This window comes from Belnapia mucosa (assembly GCF_016775475.1).
GTDB classification, from domain to species: Bacteria; Pseudomonadota; Alphaproteobacteria; order Acetobacterales; family Acetobacteraceae; genus Belnapia; species Belnapia mucosa.
Genome location: NZ_JAEUXJ010000008.1, coordinates 1 through 14,941, shown reverse-complemented (window position 1 = coordinate 14,941; position 14,941 = coordinate 1). Strand labels below are relative to the sequence as shown.

At 69.4% G+C, this 14,941-nt stretch carries 13 protein-coding genes and 1 riboswitch; of the genes, 10 read left to right on the top strand and 3 right to left on the bottom strand.

Going from position 1 to position 14,941, the window contains the following annotated elements:
• The first annotated feature begins 79 nt into the window (after nt 1–79).
• From JMJ55_RS18200 to JMJ55_RS18190, 3 genes are all read left to right on the top strand, one after another.
• Nucleotides 80–982: a helix-turn-helix domain-containing protein gene (locus tag JMJ55_RS18200; protein WP_202827021.1), complete on the top strand. Its 903-nt coding sequence runs from the start codon at nt 80–82 to the stop codon at nt 980–982.
• A gap of 71 nt (nt 983–1,053) precedes the next feature.
• Nucleotides 1,054–2,184, top strand: coding sequence for a flavodoxin-dependent (E)-4-hydroxy-3-methylbut-2-enyl-diphosphate synthase (gene ispG, locus JMJ55_RS18195; RefSeq protein ID WP_202827020.1), 1,131 nt, complete (start codon nt 1,054–1,056; stop codon nt 2,182–2,184).
• Between the two features lie 2 nt (nt 2,185–2,186).
• Nucleotides 2,187–2,336 carry a hypothetical protein gene (locus tag JMJ55_RS18190; protein ID WP_202827019.1) on the top strand — a complete coding sequence of 50 codons (150 nt, stop codon included), beginning with the start codon at nt 2,187–2,189 and terminating at the stop codon, nt 2,334–2,336.
• Nucleotides 2,337–2,371: 35 nt separating this feature from the next.
• Here JMJ55_RS18190 and JMJ55_RS18185 read toward each other — a convergent pair whose 3' ends face one another.
• Entirely contained in the window at nt 2,372–2,947 is a 576-nt protein-coding gene (locus JMJ55_RS18185; protein ID WP_202827018.1) for a DUF4142 domain-containing protein, read from the bottom strand.
• Between the two features lie 116 nt (nt 2,948–3,063).
• Between JMJ55_RS18185 and hisS the strand changes: the two genes are divergently transcribed.
• The 6 genes from hisS (at nt 3,064) to JMJ55_RS18155 (ending at nt 9,684) form a co-directional block, all read left to right on the top strand.
• Nucleotides 3,064–4,311 (top strand): histidine--tRNA ligase, encoded by a 1,248-nt coding sequence (hisS, locus tag JMJ55_RS18180; protein ID WP_202827017.1) that lies wholly within the window; start codon nt 3,064–3,066, stop codon nt 4,309–4,311.
• Nucleotides 4,308–5,363 (top strand): peptide chain release factor 1, encoded by a 1,056-nt coding sequence (gene prfA / locus JMJ55_RS18175; protein ID WP_202827016.1) that lies wholly within the window; start codon nt 4,308–4,310, stop codon nt 5,361–5,363. The genes hisS and prfA overlap by 4 nt, the downstream gene beginning before the upstream one ends.
• 52 nt (nt 5,364–5,415) lie before the next feature.
• Complete coding sequence (gene prmC, locus JMJ55_RS18170; RefSeq protein WP_202827015.1) at nt 5,416–6,291, top strand: peptide chain release factor N(5)-glutamine methyltransferase; 876 nt, start codon at nt 5,416–5,418, stop codon at nt 6,289–6,291.
• A gap of 364 nt (nt 6,292–6,655) precedes the next feature.
• On the top strand, nt 6,656–7,036 hold the full coding sequence (locus tag JMJ55_RS18165) for a DUF4167 domain-containing protein (RefSeq protein ID WP_407927547.1): 381 nt from the start codon (nt 6,656–6,658) through the stop codon (nt 7,034–7,036).
• A 62-nt stretch (nt 7,037–7,098) separates the two neighbouring features.
• A riboswitch (TPP riboswitch) is annotated at nt 7,099–7,208 on the top strand.
• Between the two features lie 79 nt (nt 7,209–7,287).
• Complete coding sequence (gene thiC / locus JMJ55_RS18160; RefSeq protein ID WP_202827013.1) at nt 7,288–9,105, top strand: phosphomethylpyrimidine synthase ThiC; 1,818 nt, start codon at nt 7,288–7,290, stop codon at nt 9,103–9,105.
• Nucleotides 9,106–9,210: 105 nt separating this feature from the next.
• On the top strand, nt 9,211–9,684 hold the full coding sequence (locus JMJ55_RS18155) for a VOC family protein (RefSeq protein ID WP_202827012.1): 474 nt from the start codon (nt 9,211–9,213) through the stop codon (nt 9,682–9,684).
• 72 nt (nt 9,685–9,756) lie between these two features.
• Here JMJ55_RS18155 and JMJ55_RS18150 read toward each other — a convergent pair whose 3' ends face one another.
• Nucleotides 9,757–10,527, bottom strand: coding sequence for an MOSC domain-containing protein (locus JMJ55_RS18150; RefSeq protein ID WP_202827011.1), 771 nt, complete (start codon nt 10,525–10,527; stop codon nt 9,757–9,759).
• Between the two features lie 124 nt (nt 10,528–10,651).
• Between JMJ55_RS18150 and clpB the strand changes: the two genes are divergently transcribed.
• Entirely contained in the window at nt 10,652–13,240 is a 2,589-nt protein-coding gene (gene clpB, locus JMJ55_RS18145; protein WP_202827010.1) for an ATP-dependent chaperone ClpB, read from the top strand.
• Between the two features lie 24 nt (nt 13,241–13,264).
• Here the strand turns inward: clpB and JMJ55_RS18140 are convergent, their stop codons facing one another.
• Nucleotides 13,265–14,491 (bottom strand): M23 family metallopeptidase, encoded by a 1,227-nt coding sequence (locus JMJ55_RS18140; protein ID WP_202827009.1) that lies wholly within the window; start codon nt 14,489–14,491, stop codon nt 13,265–13,267.
• Between the last annotated feature and the right edge of the window lie 450 nt (nt 14,492–14,941).

Below are 14,941 nucleotides of genomic sequence, written 5' to 3'. Positions count from 1 at the left end.
TGACACCGCCGGCCGGTTGCGCGATTCCTTTGGACGCGCCACCGGCCAGGGTCTACATCCTCGCGACGTGCCCGACACCATGATGCGCTCCATTCGCCCCGAACCTGCCGCCGAGGAGGCCGCCCGCCTCGGCGAGGAATTGCGCGATGCGCGCGCCGCCCTCGGCCTCTCGGTCGAGGATGTCGCGGCCTCGCTCCGCATCCGGCCGCCCTATCTGCTGGCACTGGAAGAAGGGCGGGTGCGCGACCTGCCGGCCCCGGCCTATGCGGTGGGCTTCGTCCGCAGCTATGCCCGCGCCCTCGGCCTGCCGGAGGATGAGGTGGTGCGCCGCTTCCGCGAGGCGAGCGGTCCGGTGGTGCAGCGCAAGACCGATCTCGTTTTCCCCGAGCCAGTGCCGGAACGCGGCGTGCCGGCCGGGGCGGTGATCCTGGTCGGCGCCTTGCTCACCGTCGGGGCCTATATCGGCTGGTATCAATGGTCCGGCAGCGGCAACCGGGTGGTGGATTCGGTCCCGCCCGTGCCGCCCCGGCTGGAACAGGCGGCGCGGCCCGAGCCGGCCTCGTCGCCGGCGGTTCAGGCGGCGCTGCCGCCCCCGGTCCAGCCGCCCGCCGCCGGCGCTGCCTCGGTGCCGCCGGTCCCTGTCCCGGCTGCCGCGACGCCGCCCCCGGCACGGCCGGCGGAGGAAGGGAGGGTGGTGCTGCGCGCCCGGGCCGAGACCTGGGTGCAGCTCCGCGACCGCAATGCCAATAGCGTCATCTTCAACCGCGTCCTACGGCCGGGCGAGACCTATGCCGTGCCGGGGCGGGAGGGGCTGCTGCTTAGCACCGGCAATGCCGGCGGGCTGGAGATCCTGGTCGATGGCCAGCCCGCCCCTGGCCTTGGCGGCGCCCAGGCGGTGCGGCGCGACGTGCCAGTGGAGCCGGACCGGCTGAAATCCGGCCTGCCGCCGCAGCCAGCCCCGGCGCCGCGTCCCACCCCATAGGCCCGGCGCTTGGGCATTCCTGCCCGCGCTGCCATATTCCCCGCCATGACCCCCTCTTCGGGAACCCGCGCATGAGCTATCGCCCGTACCAGATGATCACCCGGCGCAAGTCGCGCCAGATCATGGTGGGCAAGGTGCCGGTCGGCGGCGACGCCCCGATCACCGTCCAGACCATGACCAACACCCCGACCGAGGATGCTGCGGCGACCATCGCCCAGATCCGCCGGGCCGAGGTGGCGGGCGTCGACATCGTCCGCGTCTCCTGCCCGACGCCGGAAAGCACCGCCGCGCTGCATGAGATCGTGCGCGAGGTGAATGTGCCGATCGTCGCCGACATCCACTTCCACTACCGCCGCGCCATCGAGGCGGCGAAGGCCGGCGCGGCCTGCCTCCGCATCAACCCGGGCAATATCGGCAGCGCCGACCGGGTGAAGGAGGTGGTGAAGGCCGCCCGCGACCATGGCTGCTCAATCCGCATCGGCGTCAATGGCGGCTCGCTCGAGAAGCACCTGCTCGACAAGTACGGCGAGCCCAACCCGGAAGCCCTGGTCGAGAGCGCGCTCTGGCACGCCGCCCACCTGCAGGACAACGACTTCCACGAGTTCAAGATCAGCGTGAAGGCGTCCGACGTCTTCCTGGCCGTCGCCGCCTACCAGCAGCTGGCCGAGGTCTGCGACCACCCGCTGCACATCGGCATCACCGAGGCGGGGGGCAAGCGCACCGGCACGGTGAAGAGCTCCATCGGCCTCGGCAACCTGCTCTGGTCCGGCATCGGCGACACGCTCCGCGTCTCGCTCTCGGCGGAGCCGGAGGAGGAGGTGCATGTCGGCTGGGAGATGCTGAAGTCCCTCGGGCTGCGGCATCGCGGCGTGAAGATCATCTCCTGCCCCTCCTGCGCCCGGCAGGGCTTCAACGTCATCAAGACGGTGGAGACGCTGGAGGAGCGGCTGGCCCATATCGAGACGCCGGTGACGCTCTCGATCATCGGCTGCGTGGTCAACGGCCCCGGCGAGGCGCTGATGACCGATATCGGCCTCACCGGCGGCGGCGCCGGCCGGCACATGATCTACGCCTCCGGCAAGACCGACCACACCATCGACGAGGCCGCCATGGTGGACCACCTGGTCGAGCTGGTGGAGCGCCGGGTCGAGGCGATCAAGGCCGCGGATGCCGCCGAGAAGGCCGCGCTGGCGGCCGAATAGCGGTGAACGGAATCAGCTTCTCCGCCCTGCTCTTCGGCCGGTTGAGGCCACAGGAGCGGGGGCCGCGCGATCTCCGCCGCCTCGGCTGGATGCTGCTGGCGGAGCTGGCGCTGTTCCTCCTGGTTACGCTGGCGGACCGCCTGCCGCGTTGAGATCGGCGCGGGCCCGGAGGCCCGCGCCCATGGCCTCAGTGTCGGGCGTGGCCGCGCCGTGCCGGCACGCTCTGGTCCAGCCGCTCCACCATCCGCAGATGGTCCTGCAGCACCGGGAGCTGGCGCGCGGCGAAGGCCTTCACATCCGGATCCGTCCCGTCCTGCGCCTCGGTCTGGAAGGCCTGCACATCCTCCCGGTGGTCCGCGATCATCGCCTGGACATAGGCCCGGTCGAAGGCCCGGCCGCGCAACGACGCCAGCCGGTCATAGATCGCCTGATGCTCCGCCCCCATCGTGTCCGGCGGGGTGATCTGCTTCTGCTGGGCGAGGGCCAACATCTCCTGGTTGACCCGGGTATGGTCCGCCACCATCCGCTCGCCGAAGCGCTTCACAGCCGGGGAGCTGCCGTTCCGCTGCGCGAGCTGGCCCATCCGGACCTCGGCGATGCCGCCGCGGGTCGCGGTGGTCATGAAGCCGGCATCGGTGGTCGAGAGGGTCGGGTTCACCTGCGCCTTGGCCGCCGCGACCGTGGTATCGGCCGCCTGCTGCGTCTGCGCGCAACCCATCAGCAGGGCCGGCGCCAGTGCTGCCCAGAGGATCATCCGCTTCATCAGGTCACTCCCTTTCCCAGGATTCCGCCCCTTAGCGCCCGAGGCAGCTATCCGTTCCGTGACCGGACCCGCGCCTCCCTTGTCCTGGCGCGGGCGCGGGTCTATCCGGCATTCCCATGACCCCCCTGCAACCCGCCCGCGGCACCCATGACCTGATCGGCGAGGAACATCGCCGCCACCACCGCGTCATCGAGGTCGCGCGCCGGATCGCCACACTCTACGGCTTCGAGGAATGGGCGACCCCCATCTTCGAGGATACCCGCGTCTTCTCCCGCGGCCTGGGCGATACCTCGGATGTCGTCTCGAAGGAGATGTACAGCTTCGAGGACCGGGGCGGAGAGAGCATCACCCTCCGGCCGGAGAACACCGCTGGCGTCTGCCGCGCCCTGGTCTCCAATGGGCTCACCCAGGCGAACCTGCCCCGCAAGGTCTTCTATGCCGGGCCGATGTTCCGCTACGAGCGCCCCCAGAAGGGCCGCTACCGGCAATTCCACCAGATCGGGATCGAGGTGCTGGGCGCCGCCGAGCCGCTGGCCGATGCCGAGGTGATCGCCTGCGGCTGGCATATCCAGCAGGAGCTCGGCATCACCGAGGGCACGGTGCTGGAGATCAACACCCTCGGCGATGCCCCGAGCCGGGATGCCTACCGCGCCGCGCTGGTCGCCTATTTCACCGCGCATCAGGACCGGCTCTCGGCCGATAGCCGCATGCGGCTGGAGCGGAACCCCTTGCGCATCCTCGACAGCAAGGATGTCGGCGACCGCGCCATCATCGCCGATGCGCCGACCATCTTCGACCATCTGACGCCCGAAACGGCCGGCTTCTTCGAGGCCGTCCAGCGCCACCTCGCGGGTTTCGGCGTGCCCTTCCGGGTCAATCCGCGGATCGTGCGTGGCCTCGACTACTACAGCCATACGGCCTTCGAATTCGTCACCGACCGGCTCGGCGCCCAGGGCACGGTGATGGGCGGCGGCCGCTACAACGGGCTGGTCGAGGAGATGGGCGGCCCGCCCACCCCCTCGGTCGGCTGGGCCGCCGGCGTGGAGCGCCTGGCCTTGCTGGTCGAGGCCAATGGCCTAACCCCCGCCGCGCCCCGCCCCGTCGCCGTCATTCCGGTCGGCGAGGCGGCGGAGGCCCCGGCGCTCGCCCTGCTGCAATCCCTCCGCCGCGCCGGCGTCACCGCCGAGATCGCCTATAAGGGCAATCTCAAGCGCCGGATGGAGCGCGCCAACCGCCTTTCCGCCCGCGCCGCCGTCATCCTTGGCGAGGAGGAGCTGGCGCAGGGCGCCGCCCAGCTCCGCGACCTTGATGCCGGCACCCAGCAGGTGGTCCCGCTGGCGGAGATCCCTGGTCGGCTCGCATGAGTATTTCCGAGAAGCTGGACCGCGTACTGACCCGCGCCGAGGAGGTCCGCCACCTCCTTGCCACCGCGGATGGCAGCCAGTTCGGCGCCCTCTCCAAGGAGCTGTCCGAGCTGGAGCCCCTGGTCGAGAAGGTCGAAGCCCTCCGCGCCGCCATCCGCGCCCGCGACGAGGCCGAGGCCATGCTCGGCGACCCGGAGCTGCGCGAGCTGGCCGAGGACGAATACCTCGCCCAGAAGGAGGCCGTTCCCCGCCTGGAGCGCGAGGTCCGCCTCATGCTCCTGCCCAAGGACAGCGCCGACGAGCGCAGCGCCATCCTCGAAATCCGCCCCGCCGCCGGCGGCGACGAGGCCGCCCTCTTCGCCGCCGAGCTGTTCCGCGCCTACCAGCGCTACGCCGAAAGCCGCCGCTGGCGCTTCGAGGTCCTGGAATACGACGAGGGCGAACTCGGCGGCGTGAAGGGCGCGACGGCCGAGATCGCCGGCACCGGCGTCTTCGCCCGCTTCAAGTACGAGAGCGGCGTCCACCGCGTCCAACGCGTCCCCGCGACCGAGACGCAAGGCCGCATCCACACCTCCACCGTCACCGTCGCCATCATGCCCGAGGCAGAGGAAGTGGACGTCCAGATCAACGAGAGCGACCTTCGCATCGACACCTACCGGGCGAGCGGCGCCGGCGGCCAGCACGTCAACAAGACCGACAGCGCCGTCCGCATCACCCACATCCCGACGGGCACGGTGGTGGCGATGCAGGAGGAGCGCAGCCAACACAAGAACCGCGCCAAGGCGATGAAGGTGCTCCGCGCCCGCATCTACGAGGCCCAGCGCGCCCGCCTCAGCGAAGGCCGCGCCGCCGACCGTAAGAGCCAGGTCGGCACCGGCGACCGCAGCGAGCGCATCCGCACCTACAACTTCCCCCAAGGCCGCGTCACCGACCACCGCATCGGCCTGACTCTGCACAAGATCGACAAGGTCATGCTCGGCGATTTCGACGAGATCATCGACGCCCTGACCCAGGAGGACGAGGCGGCCCGCCTCGCGGCCGAGGGCGAGTGACCCGTTGCGGTCGCGGAGCCCCGCAGGCCGCACTGCGGCCGAGGAGCGCAGCGTGAATCGCAACGGCCAGACTTGTGCCGACCCGGCGGGCACGGTCGGCTTCTTCCTCTGCCGCGCCGGCCAGGCCCTCCGCGCCGCCGCCATCGAGGCGCCGCGCCAGGAGGCCCGCCTCCTCCTCGCCTATAGCCTCGCCTGCCGCGAGGAGGACCTGTTGCGCGACCCTCGTGCCCCCGTCGCCCCCGAGGCCGCCGCCCGCTTCGCCACCCTGCTCCGGCGCCGCCTGGATCATGCCCCCATCGCCCATCTGCTGGGCGAGGCGGAGTTCTGGTCGCTGCCCTTCCGCGTCTCCCCCGCCACCCTGATCCCGCGTCCGGATTCGGAATCCCTGGTCGAGGCGGCGCTGGAGGCCTTTCCCGACCGCGCCGCTCCGTGGCGCCTGCTCGATCTCGGCACCGGCACCGGCTGCCTGCTGCTGGCGACCCTCTCGGAATATCCGGCCGCCACCGGCATCGGCATCGACCGGATCCCGGCGGCAGCGGCGCTGGCGCAGGAGAATGCCCGGCGCCTTGGCCTTGCCGGGCGCGCCGGCTTCCTGGTGGCGGACTGGGCCGCGCCGCTCGCCGGCCGCTTCGACCTCGTCCTCTCCAACCCGCCCTATATCGAATCCGCCGCGATCCCGGGCCTCATGCCGGATGTCGCCCGGCATGAGCCGGCTTCCGCCCTCGATGGCGGCGCGGATGGGCTGGGCGCCTATCGCACCATCCTCGCGGCCCTGCCCGGGCTGCTCGCCCCCGGCGGCCGGGCGGTGCTGGAACTTGGCCATGGCCAGCGTCCGGCGGTCGAGGCCCTGGCCCGCGCCGCCGGCCTAGCCCCCCTCGGCTGCCGCGCCGATCTGGGCGGGGTGGAGCGCGCCTTCCTCCTCGGATGACCGCTTCTTGTGGCGCTGCGGGAAAAAACCGTTTGGCGTGGCGCCCGGCAGGCACTAGCTTGCATAAGGCCTTCGTGGACAGGCGGGCTTCGGCCCTGGCCATAGCCGCAGGGGCCCCAGGCCGCGGGGCTGCCATGACGATGCATGGCATCCACGGCGAATTGAAACACACCGACCGCCATTGTCGATCCACCCCGACGCCCGGGGCTGGGCCGGGCGGTCAAGCTGCGAGACGGCAGACGCAATACCGATGAACATGAAACGGATTCGCGGTCGCGGCCACCGGCATGGTGGCGGCGGCGGAGGCGGTGGCGGCGGTGGTGGTGGTGGTGGTGGTCAATACCGCTCGCCGTCCCATCAGCCGATGAGCCGGAACCATGTCTTCGACTCCAATGGTCCGGATATGCGCCTGCGCGGCACGGCGCAGCAGCTTTTCGAGAAATATCTCCAGCTCGGTCGCGACGCGACCGGCTCCGGCGACCGGGTGATGGCGGAGAGCTATTTCCAGCATGCGGAGCATTACTTCCGCATCCTCAACGCCATGAACCAGGTCCAGCAGCAGCAGGGCGGCCAGCAGCAGCCCCGTCGCTACCAGAATGGCCCGGACCAGAACGGTCAGGACCAGAATGGCCAGGACGGGGAAGGCGAGAGCGGCGATCCGCAGCCGGAGCTCAATAGCCATGCCAATGGCCAGCCCTATGCCGAGGCGCAGGACCAGGACGAGCAGCCGCGCGAGCCGGCCTGAGTCGTCGCCTCCTCCGCGCGCCTTCGCGGTTGACAGCCCTGCCCGCCCGCCTCAGGCTCCCCCGATGTTCCAAGGGGGGCCCAGGAGAGGGGCTGAGATACGGCGTGCCCGCCGTGACCCTGCGAACCTGATCCGGGTCATGCCGGCGTAGGGACAGGAACGAGCGGGCGCGGCCCTCCCAACCAGGCTCGGGGGCTTCGTCCGACCCCGCGCGTCACACCACCCGGATCTCCCGCATGGAGGAGGTCCAAATGCCCGATATCTTCCCGCCCGAAACACTCGAGGTCACGACCGGCCCGCTGCCGGCCTCCCGCAAGATCCATATCGCTGGCATTCAGCACCCCGAGATCCGGGTGGCGATGCGCGAGATCGCGGTTGACCCTTCGGCCAATGAGCCGCCGCTCCGTGTCTATGACACCTCCGGTCCCTATACCGATCCCGACTATTTCGCCGATATCCGCCGCGGCCTGCCGGCGCATCGCGCCCCCTGGATCGAAGCCCGCGGCGATGTCGAGGCTTATGAGGGCCGCGAGCCGAAGCCCGAGGATGACGGGCTGAAGCCGGGCGAGGCCCGCCGCGTCCCCGTCTTCGACCGCGCCGGCCGCCGGCCGCTCCGCACCCGCGCCGGCGCCGCCCCAACCCAGCTCGCCTATGCCCGCGCCGGCATCGTCACGCCGGAGATGGAGTATGTGGCGATCCGCGAAAACCTCGGCCGCGCGAAGCTCCGCGAGGCCGCCGAGCGCGACGGCGAAAGCTTCGGCGCCGCCATCCCCGACTACGTCACCGCCGAGTTCGTCCGCGACGAGGTCGCCCGCGGCCGCGCCATCATCCCGGCCAACATCAACCACCCGGAATCCGAGCCGATGGCGATCGGCCGGAATTTCCTGGTCAAAATCAACGCCAATATCGGCAACAGCGCCGTCGCTTCCTCGGTCGCGCAGGAGGTGGACAAGCTGGTCTGGGCCATCCGCTGGGGCGGCGACACGGTGATGGACCTCTCCACGGGGCGGAACATCCACACGACGCGGGAATGGATCATCCGCAACAGCCCGGTCCCGATCGGCACGGTGCCCATCTACCAGGCGCTGGAGAAGGTCGGCGGCAAGGCCGAGGACCTCACCTGGGAGATCTTTCGCGACACGCTGATCGAGCAGGCCGAGCAGGGGGTGGACTACTTCACCATCCATGCCGGCGTCCGCCTCGCCTACATCCCGCTGACGGCGAAGCGGGTGACAGGCATCGTCTCGCGCGGCGGCTCGATCATGGCGAAGTGGTGCCTGGCGCATCACCAGGAGAATTTCCTCTACACGCATTTCGCCGAGATCTGCGAGATCATGCGGGCCTATGACGTCAGCTTTTCGCTCGGCGACGGCCTCCGCCCCGGCTCCATCGCCGATGCCAATGACGCGGCGCAGTTCGCCGAGCTGGAGACGCTGGGCGAGCTGACGAAGATCGCCTGGGCGCGCGACGTGCAGGTGATGATCGAAGGCCCCGGCCATGTGCCGATGCACAAGATCCAGGTCAACATGACCAAGCAGCTGGAAGTCTGCGGCGAGGCGCCCTTCTACACGCTCGGACCGCTCACGACCGATATCGCCCCGGGCTATGACCACATCACCAGCGGCATCGGCGCCGCCATGATCGGCTGGTTCGGCTGCGCCATGCTCTGCTACGTTACGCCGAAGGAACATCTCGGCCTGCCGGACCGGGATGACGTGAAGACCGGCGTCATCACCTACAAGATCGCCGCCCATGCCGCCGACCTGGCCAAGGGCCATCCGGCGGCCAAGCTGCGCGACGATGCCCTGAGCCGCGCCCGCTTTGAATTCCGCTGGCGCGACCAGTTCAACCTCGGCCTGGATCCGGAGACGGCGGAGAAATTCCACGACCAGACCCTGCCGGCCGAGGGGGCGAAGCTCGCCCATTTCTGCTCCATGTGCGGCCCGAAATTCTGCTCGATGAAGATCAGCCAGGAGGTCCGGGCAGCCGCCGAGCAGGGCATGGAGGAGATGTCGGAACGCTTCCGCGGCAATGGCGGGGAGATCTACCTACCGCCCGTGGCACGGTAGGCGCCGAGACGGCCGGGGAGGCGGTATCCTCCTCCCCGGCCGGGCATCCTATGCTAGCGCGCGTACCGACGTCGGGGCATCGGCGCCGCAGCGGGAGGAAACGCGATGCCGAAGAACACGATCTGCCTCTGGTTCGACAGGGATGCCGAGGCCGCCGCCCGCTTCTACGCCGCCACCTTCCCCGACAGCTCGGTCGGCGCCATCCACCGCGCCCCCAGCGACTACCCGGCCGGCAAGAAGGGCGATGTGCTGACGGTGGAATTCACCGTCGCGGGCATCCCCTGCCTCGGCCTGAACGGGGGGGCCGCCTTCCGGCAGGACGAAGCCTTCTCCTTCCAGATCGCCACCGACGACCAGGAGGAGACCGACCGCTACTGGAACGCCACCATCGGCCATGGCGGGCAGGAAAGCGCCTGCGGCTGGTGCAAGGACCGTTGGGGCATCTCCTGGCAGATCACCCCGCGCGTCCTGACCGAAGCGATCGCCGCCGGCGGCGAGGAGGCGAGGCGCGCCTTCGAAGCCATGATGACCATGCGGAAGATCGACGTCGCCGCGATCGAGGCCGCACGGCGCGGCTGACGTCCGGCTTCTGCGCTGACATCGGGGCCGATGTCGCGCAGGAATAAAAGCCGAGAACCTTGGCTGTCCGACCTAATGCAGCATGTCGCCCTGCAGCGGCTCCAGCGCATCCCCCACGGCCAGCCTGCCGCCCTCGATCACCTCGGCATAGACCCCGAGATCGGCATGGCCGAACGCCTCCCGCAGCACCTTGGGCGGCTTCGCATCCCGCTCCGCCGTCTCCGGGTTCACCTCGGTCGCCGGGCAGCGGACGATCCGCTTGAACACCCGCAGCCGCGCCCCGCCGAGCTGGATCTCCTGCCCGATCAGGTCGAATTCCGCCCAAGGGTGGCCGCCCGAGACATAGACATTGGCCCGGAACCGCAGCGGGTCGAGCCGCATCCCGGATGCCTGCTCCAGCGCATGCAAGCTGGAGAGACCGATGATGGAAATGCATTTCGCCGCGACGTCGGTGAAATTATGCCCCGGCGCCTCGACGAAGCGGGGGGTGCCACGCGCCTCCTCCCCGAGGAAGCCGGCGAGGAAGGCGGCGATCTCCCGCTGCCCCGCCTCGCTCCGCGTATCGCCGAGCAGGGGAGGGCCCTCCGGCGGGCGGATCAGGAGCTGGCCGCTCCGTGGGTCATAGGCGGAATGCAGCAAGGCCAGCTTGGCATTCGCCATCAGGCAGCCGAAATGGCGCTTCTGCAGCCAAGCCGGCGCCGCCGGATCGAAGGGGGCATCCCCCTGGGCCAGGGCGAAGCGCCGGTCATGGGGGAGGCATTCGCCAGGTGTGAGGGTGACCTCTTCCAGCGCCTCGGCCGTCAAACCCTTCACCGGGTAGCGGTAGACATGCTCGACCCGCATCGGAATAAATTCTCCCGGCCCTTGACCTAACGCAAGGCGAATTACCACATCCCGTGGCGAACTGGATGCCGTCGTCGCCTCTTGAGGGGCGGTGGTATCCGTCGCCTCTATGAGGGACAAGGTTATGGACATAGAGAAATTCACCGACCGCGCCCGGGGCTTCCTCCAGGCCGCACAGACTATCGCCATCCGGGACTACCACCAGCGGGTCACGGCGGAGCATCTGCTCAAGGCCCTGCTGGATGACGAGCAGGGTGCGGCCGCCGGGCTGATCCGCGCCGCCGGCGGCGATCCCGCCCGTGCCAAGCAGGCCATCGACCTCGAGGTCGGGCGCAACCCGAAGGTGACCGGCGGCGGCGCCGGGCAGCCTCAGTTCACGCCGGACATCGTCCGTGTGCTCGATGCCGCGCAGCAGCAGGCCCAGCGGGCCGGCGACGAATATGTCGCCCAGGACCGCCTGCTGGTGGCGCTCGCCGCTTCGGACACCGCGGCGGGCCGCGTTCTGAAGGCGGCCGGGGCCGATGCGCAGCGGCTGGAAGCTGCCGTCGCGGATCTCCGCAAGGGCCGCAAGGTGGACAGCCAGAACGCCGAGCAGAACTTCGACGCGCTGAAGAAATACGCTCGCGACATCACCGAGGCGGCGCGCGAGGGCAAGCTCGACCCGGTCATCGGCCGTGACGAGGAGATCCGCCGCGCCATCCAGGTGCTGGCCCGCCGCACCAAGAACAACCCGGTGCTGATCGGCGAGCCCGGCGTCGGCAAGACCGCCATCGTCGAAGGCCTGGCGCTGCGCATCGTCAAGGGTGACGTGCCCGAGGCGCTGAAGGAGAAGCGCGTGATGGCGCTCGACCTCGGCGCCATGGTCGCCGGCGCGAAGTATCGCGGCGAGTTCGAGGAGCGGCTGAAGGGCGTGCTGTCGGAGGTCGAGCAGGCCGCCGGCGACATCATCCTCTTCATCGACGAGATGCATACCCTGGTCGGTGCCGGCAAGGCGGATGGCGCGATGGACGCTTCCAACCTGCTGAAGCCGGCCCTGGCCCGGGGCGAGCTGCACTGCATCGGCGCGACCACGCTCGACGAATACCGCAAGCATGTGGAGAAGGATGCGGCGCTCGCGCGGCGCTTCCAGCCCGTCTTCGTCGGCGAGCCGAGCATTGAGGACACGATCAGCATCCTGCGCGGCATCAAGGAGAAGTACGAGCTGCACCACGGCGTCCGCATCACGGACGGCGCGCTGGTGGCGGCCGCGACCCTCTCCAATCGCTACATCACCGACCGCTTCCTGCCTGACAAGGCGATCGACCTGGTGGATGAGGCGGCGAGCCGCCTGCGGATGCAGGTCGATAGCAAGCCGGAGGAGCTGGACGCGATCGACCGCGACCTGATGCGCCTCAAGATCGAGCGCGAGGCTCTGCGGAAGGAGGAGGACGCTGCCTCCCGCGACCGCCTGACCAAGCTCGAGAAGGAGCTCGCCGATCTCGAGGAGCGCTCGCGCGAGATGACGCAGCGCTGGGAGGCGGAGAAGAGCAAGGTCGTCGAGTCGCAGAAGCTGAAGGAGGAGTTGGACAAGGCCCGCACCGAGGTCGAGCTGGCCCAGCGCCGGGGCGATCTGGGGAAGGCGTCCGAACTGCTCTACGGCACTATCCCGACGCTCGAGAAGCAGCTCGCTGCCGCCGGCGACGGCGATGCGCGGCTGCTGAATGAGGCGGTGACCGAGGAGGGCATCGCCGGCGTCGTCAGCCGCTGGACCGGCATCCCGGTCGAGAAGATGCTGGAGGGTGAGCGGGCCAAGCTGCTGAAAATGGAGGACCAGCTGCGCAAGCGGGTGGTCGGCCAGGAAGAAGCGCTGGAGGCCGTCGCCAAGGCGGTGCGGCGTGCGCGGGCCGGGTTGCAGGACCCGAATCGCCCGATCGGCAGCTTCCTCTTCCTCGGCCCGACCGGCGTCGGCAAGACGGAGCTGGTGAAGTCGCTCGCCGCTTTCCTGTTCGACGATGAGCGGGCGATGACGCGCATCGACATGTCCGAGTACATGGAGAAGCACGCCGTCTCCCGCCTGGTCGGCGCCCCTCCGGGCTATGTCGGCTATGACGAGGGCGGCGCGCTGACCGAGGCGATCCGGCGGCGGCCCTACCAGGTCATCCTCTTCGACGAGGTCGAGAAGGCGCATGAGGATGTCTTCAACATCCTGCTCCAGGTGCTCGACGATGGGCGGCTGACGGATGGCCAGGGGCGGACGGTCGACTTCCGCAACACCATCATCGTGCTGACCAGCAATCTCGGCAGCCAGGCGATCGCCGAACTGCCCGAGAGCAGCGATATCGAGGCGGCGCGGCCGGCGGTGATGCGGGCGGTGCGTGAGCGCTTCCGGCCGGAATTCCTGAACCGGCTGGACGAGATCGTGCTGTTCCGGCGCCTGGCCCGGAGCGACATGGCCTCGATCGTCGATATCCAGCTGGCGGGCCTCAGGCGGCTGCTGGAGGACCGCAAGATCGCCCTGGTGCTGGACGACAAGGCGCGCGAATGGCTGGCCGAGGCCGGCTACGACCCCGCCTATGGCGCCCGGCCGCTGAAGCGGGTGATCCAGCGGAACCTGCAGGACCAGCTGGCCAACCTGCTGCTGGAAGGCCGCATCCATGACGGCGAGACGCTCTATGTCACCGCCGGCACGGATGGGCTGATCGTGCGGCAGCAGCCATTGGCTGCCGCGGCCTGATCGCGGGAGGGTTTGGGCGGAGGTCTACTCCGCCCAGGCCACCTCCTGTCGCGGTTCCAGATGGGCGATCTGCGCCAGGATAGCGGTGCGGTTCTCCTGGAATTCCTGGAGAGCATCGCCGGCCAGCAGCACCGTGGCAGCTGGTCGGGCGGCACCGGGATCGACTCGCCTGCCATCCGCCTCGGCAATCTCGTAATGCAGATGCGGCCCTGTCGCGAGGCCGCTCGACCCGACGCGCCCGATCGTCTCGCCCTGCGCCACCCTGCTGCCGAGTTCGAGGCCGCGGGCGAAGCCGGAGAGATGGCCGTAGCGGGTCATGCTGCCATCCGGATGGCGCAGTTCGATCAGCCTGCCATAGCCGCCAGCGAATCCAATCCGCTCCACCGTGCCATCCGCCGCGGCGAGGACCGGGGTGCCGGTGGGTGCCGCGAAATCCACGCCCTGATGCATGCGGGTGAAGCCGAGAATCGGGTGCCGCCGCGCGCCGAAGGCCGAGCTGACGCGTGCGCCATCGAGCGGGGTGCGGAGGAAATTGCGCCGGAGGCTGCGGCCGTTATCGTCGAACCATTCGGGCCCCTGCGGAGTGTCCTGCCGCCAGAGCGAAAGGCGCTCGCGGGTCAGCTGGAAATCGGCGTGCAACACCGCGCCGTCGCGCAACAACCCGCCTTCGGCATCGCGGATTCGGTCGAAGAGGATGGTGAAGGGCGCGCCGGGTCGGAGCTCGCGCTCGAAGTCGACGGCATGGGCCAGCATCCGGACCAGGCCGAGTGCGAGATCGGACGGCAGGCCTGCATTGCCGAGATCCTCATACAGCCGGCCGGTGACGGTGCCGCGAATGAGGACCAGGTGGCGCACCCGAGTCGCCTCCTCCTCCGTCGCCTGCCAGCCGGTGGCGGTGCGCGTCACGGTGACCGCACGGCCCGGCCGCGGTTCGAGGATGAGCGCGGTCAGGGCATCGTCGCGGCTCGGGTCCTGGCGGAGGGTGATCTCATGCCCGGGCTTAAGCCGGCGCGGGGCGAAGACGGGGGCGAGGGCATCGATGGCGGGCCGGGCCTCATCCGGTTCGACACCGGCGCTGGCGAGCAGCTTGGACAGGGTCTCGCCAGGGCGGGTGACCAGCACGCGCACGGCTTCGGTCTGCGGGATCAGGGGGCGGGGCGGATCGGGCTGGGCGGGGGCAACCACGGGGCAGGCAAGCAGGAAACAGGCGAAAGACAACCAGCCGGAGGGCTGGCGGAGGCGTCGCAGCATCGAAAACCCCTCCCAAGGGCTGTAATATTTGGAAAGGTTCTGGCTGAAAGATAAGCAAAGTCAACGGATTGACCTGTGCGCTTGCGAGACGGACTGAAGCGCGGCGAAAAATCCGAAAAAAGGGCTTTGACAGGCAGGGCGGCGGGAACTAAAAGCCGCCTCCCGACGACGGCGGCACCGCCGATCGCCGGGCCGCTGAAAAGCAGGGCTTGACGCCGGGGATGAAAGCCCCTAGATGTCTCGCCCCGCTGATGAAGCGGCGCTCCCCACCCGGCAGGGTTTATCGCCGGTCGGATCTTTGGCGAAGGCCATGGATCGACCGCGAGGGGGCTTTGTTCTTTTGACATTTATATCTGGTGTTATTGGAAGTGCGTTAAGTGACGCTTGCTGTCTATCTATGGATGGTTGGTTGGTGGGTTTGGTCTTGCTTGCTGTGTGATGAGCATGGGG

Excerpts from the sequence above, each read along its gene's own strand:
- JMJ55_RS18200 (WP_202827021.1), top strand. The coding sequence starts at position 80 with ATGATGCGCTCCATTCGCCCCGAACCTGCCGCCGAGGAGGCCGCCCGC.
- ispG (WP_202827020.1), top strand. The coding sequence starts at position 1,054 with ATGAGCTATCGCCCGTACCAGATGATCACCCGGCGCAAGTCGCGCCAG.
- JMJ55_RS18185 (WP_202827018.1), bottom strand. The coding sequence starts at position 2,947 with ATGAAGCGGATGATCCTCTGGGCAGCACTGGCGCCGGCCCTGCTGATG.
- hisS (WP_202827017.1), top strand. The coding sequence starts at position 3,064 with ATGACCCCCCTGCAACCCGCCCGCGGCACCCATGACCTGATCGGCGAG.
- prfA (WP_202827016.1), top strand. The coding sequence starts at position 4,308 with ATGAGTATTTCCGAGAAGCTGGACCGCGTACTGACCCGCGCCGAGGAG.
- JMJ55_RS18165 (WP_407927547.1), top strand. The coding sequence starts at position 6,656 with ATGAGCCGGAACCATGTCTTCGACTCCAATGGTCCGGATATGCGCCTG.
- thiC (WP_202827013.1), top strand. The coding sequence starts at position 7,288 with ATGCCCGATATCTTCCCGCCCGAAACACTCGAGGTCACGACCGGCCCG.
- JMJ55_RS18155 (WP_202827012.1), top strand. The coding sequence starts at position 9,211 with ATGCCGAAGAACACGATCTGCCTCTGGTTCGACAGGGATGCCGAGGCC.
- JMJ55_RS18150 (WP_202827011.1), bottom strand. The coding sequence starts at position 10,527 with ATGCGGGTCGAGCATGTCTACCGCTACCCGGTGAAGGGTTTGACGGCC.
- clpB (WP_202827010.1), top strand. The coding sequence starts at position 10,652 with ATGGACATAGAGAAATTCACCGACCGCGCCCGGGGCTTCCTCCAGGCC.
- JMJ55_RS18140 (WP_202827009.1), bottom strand. The coding sequence starts at position 14,491 with ATGCTGCGACGCCTCCGCCAGCCCTCCGGCTGGTTGTCTTTCGCCTGT.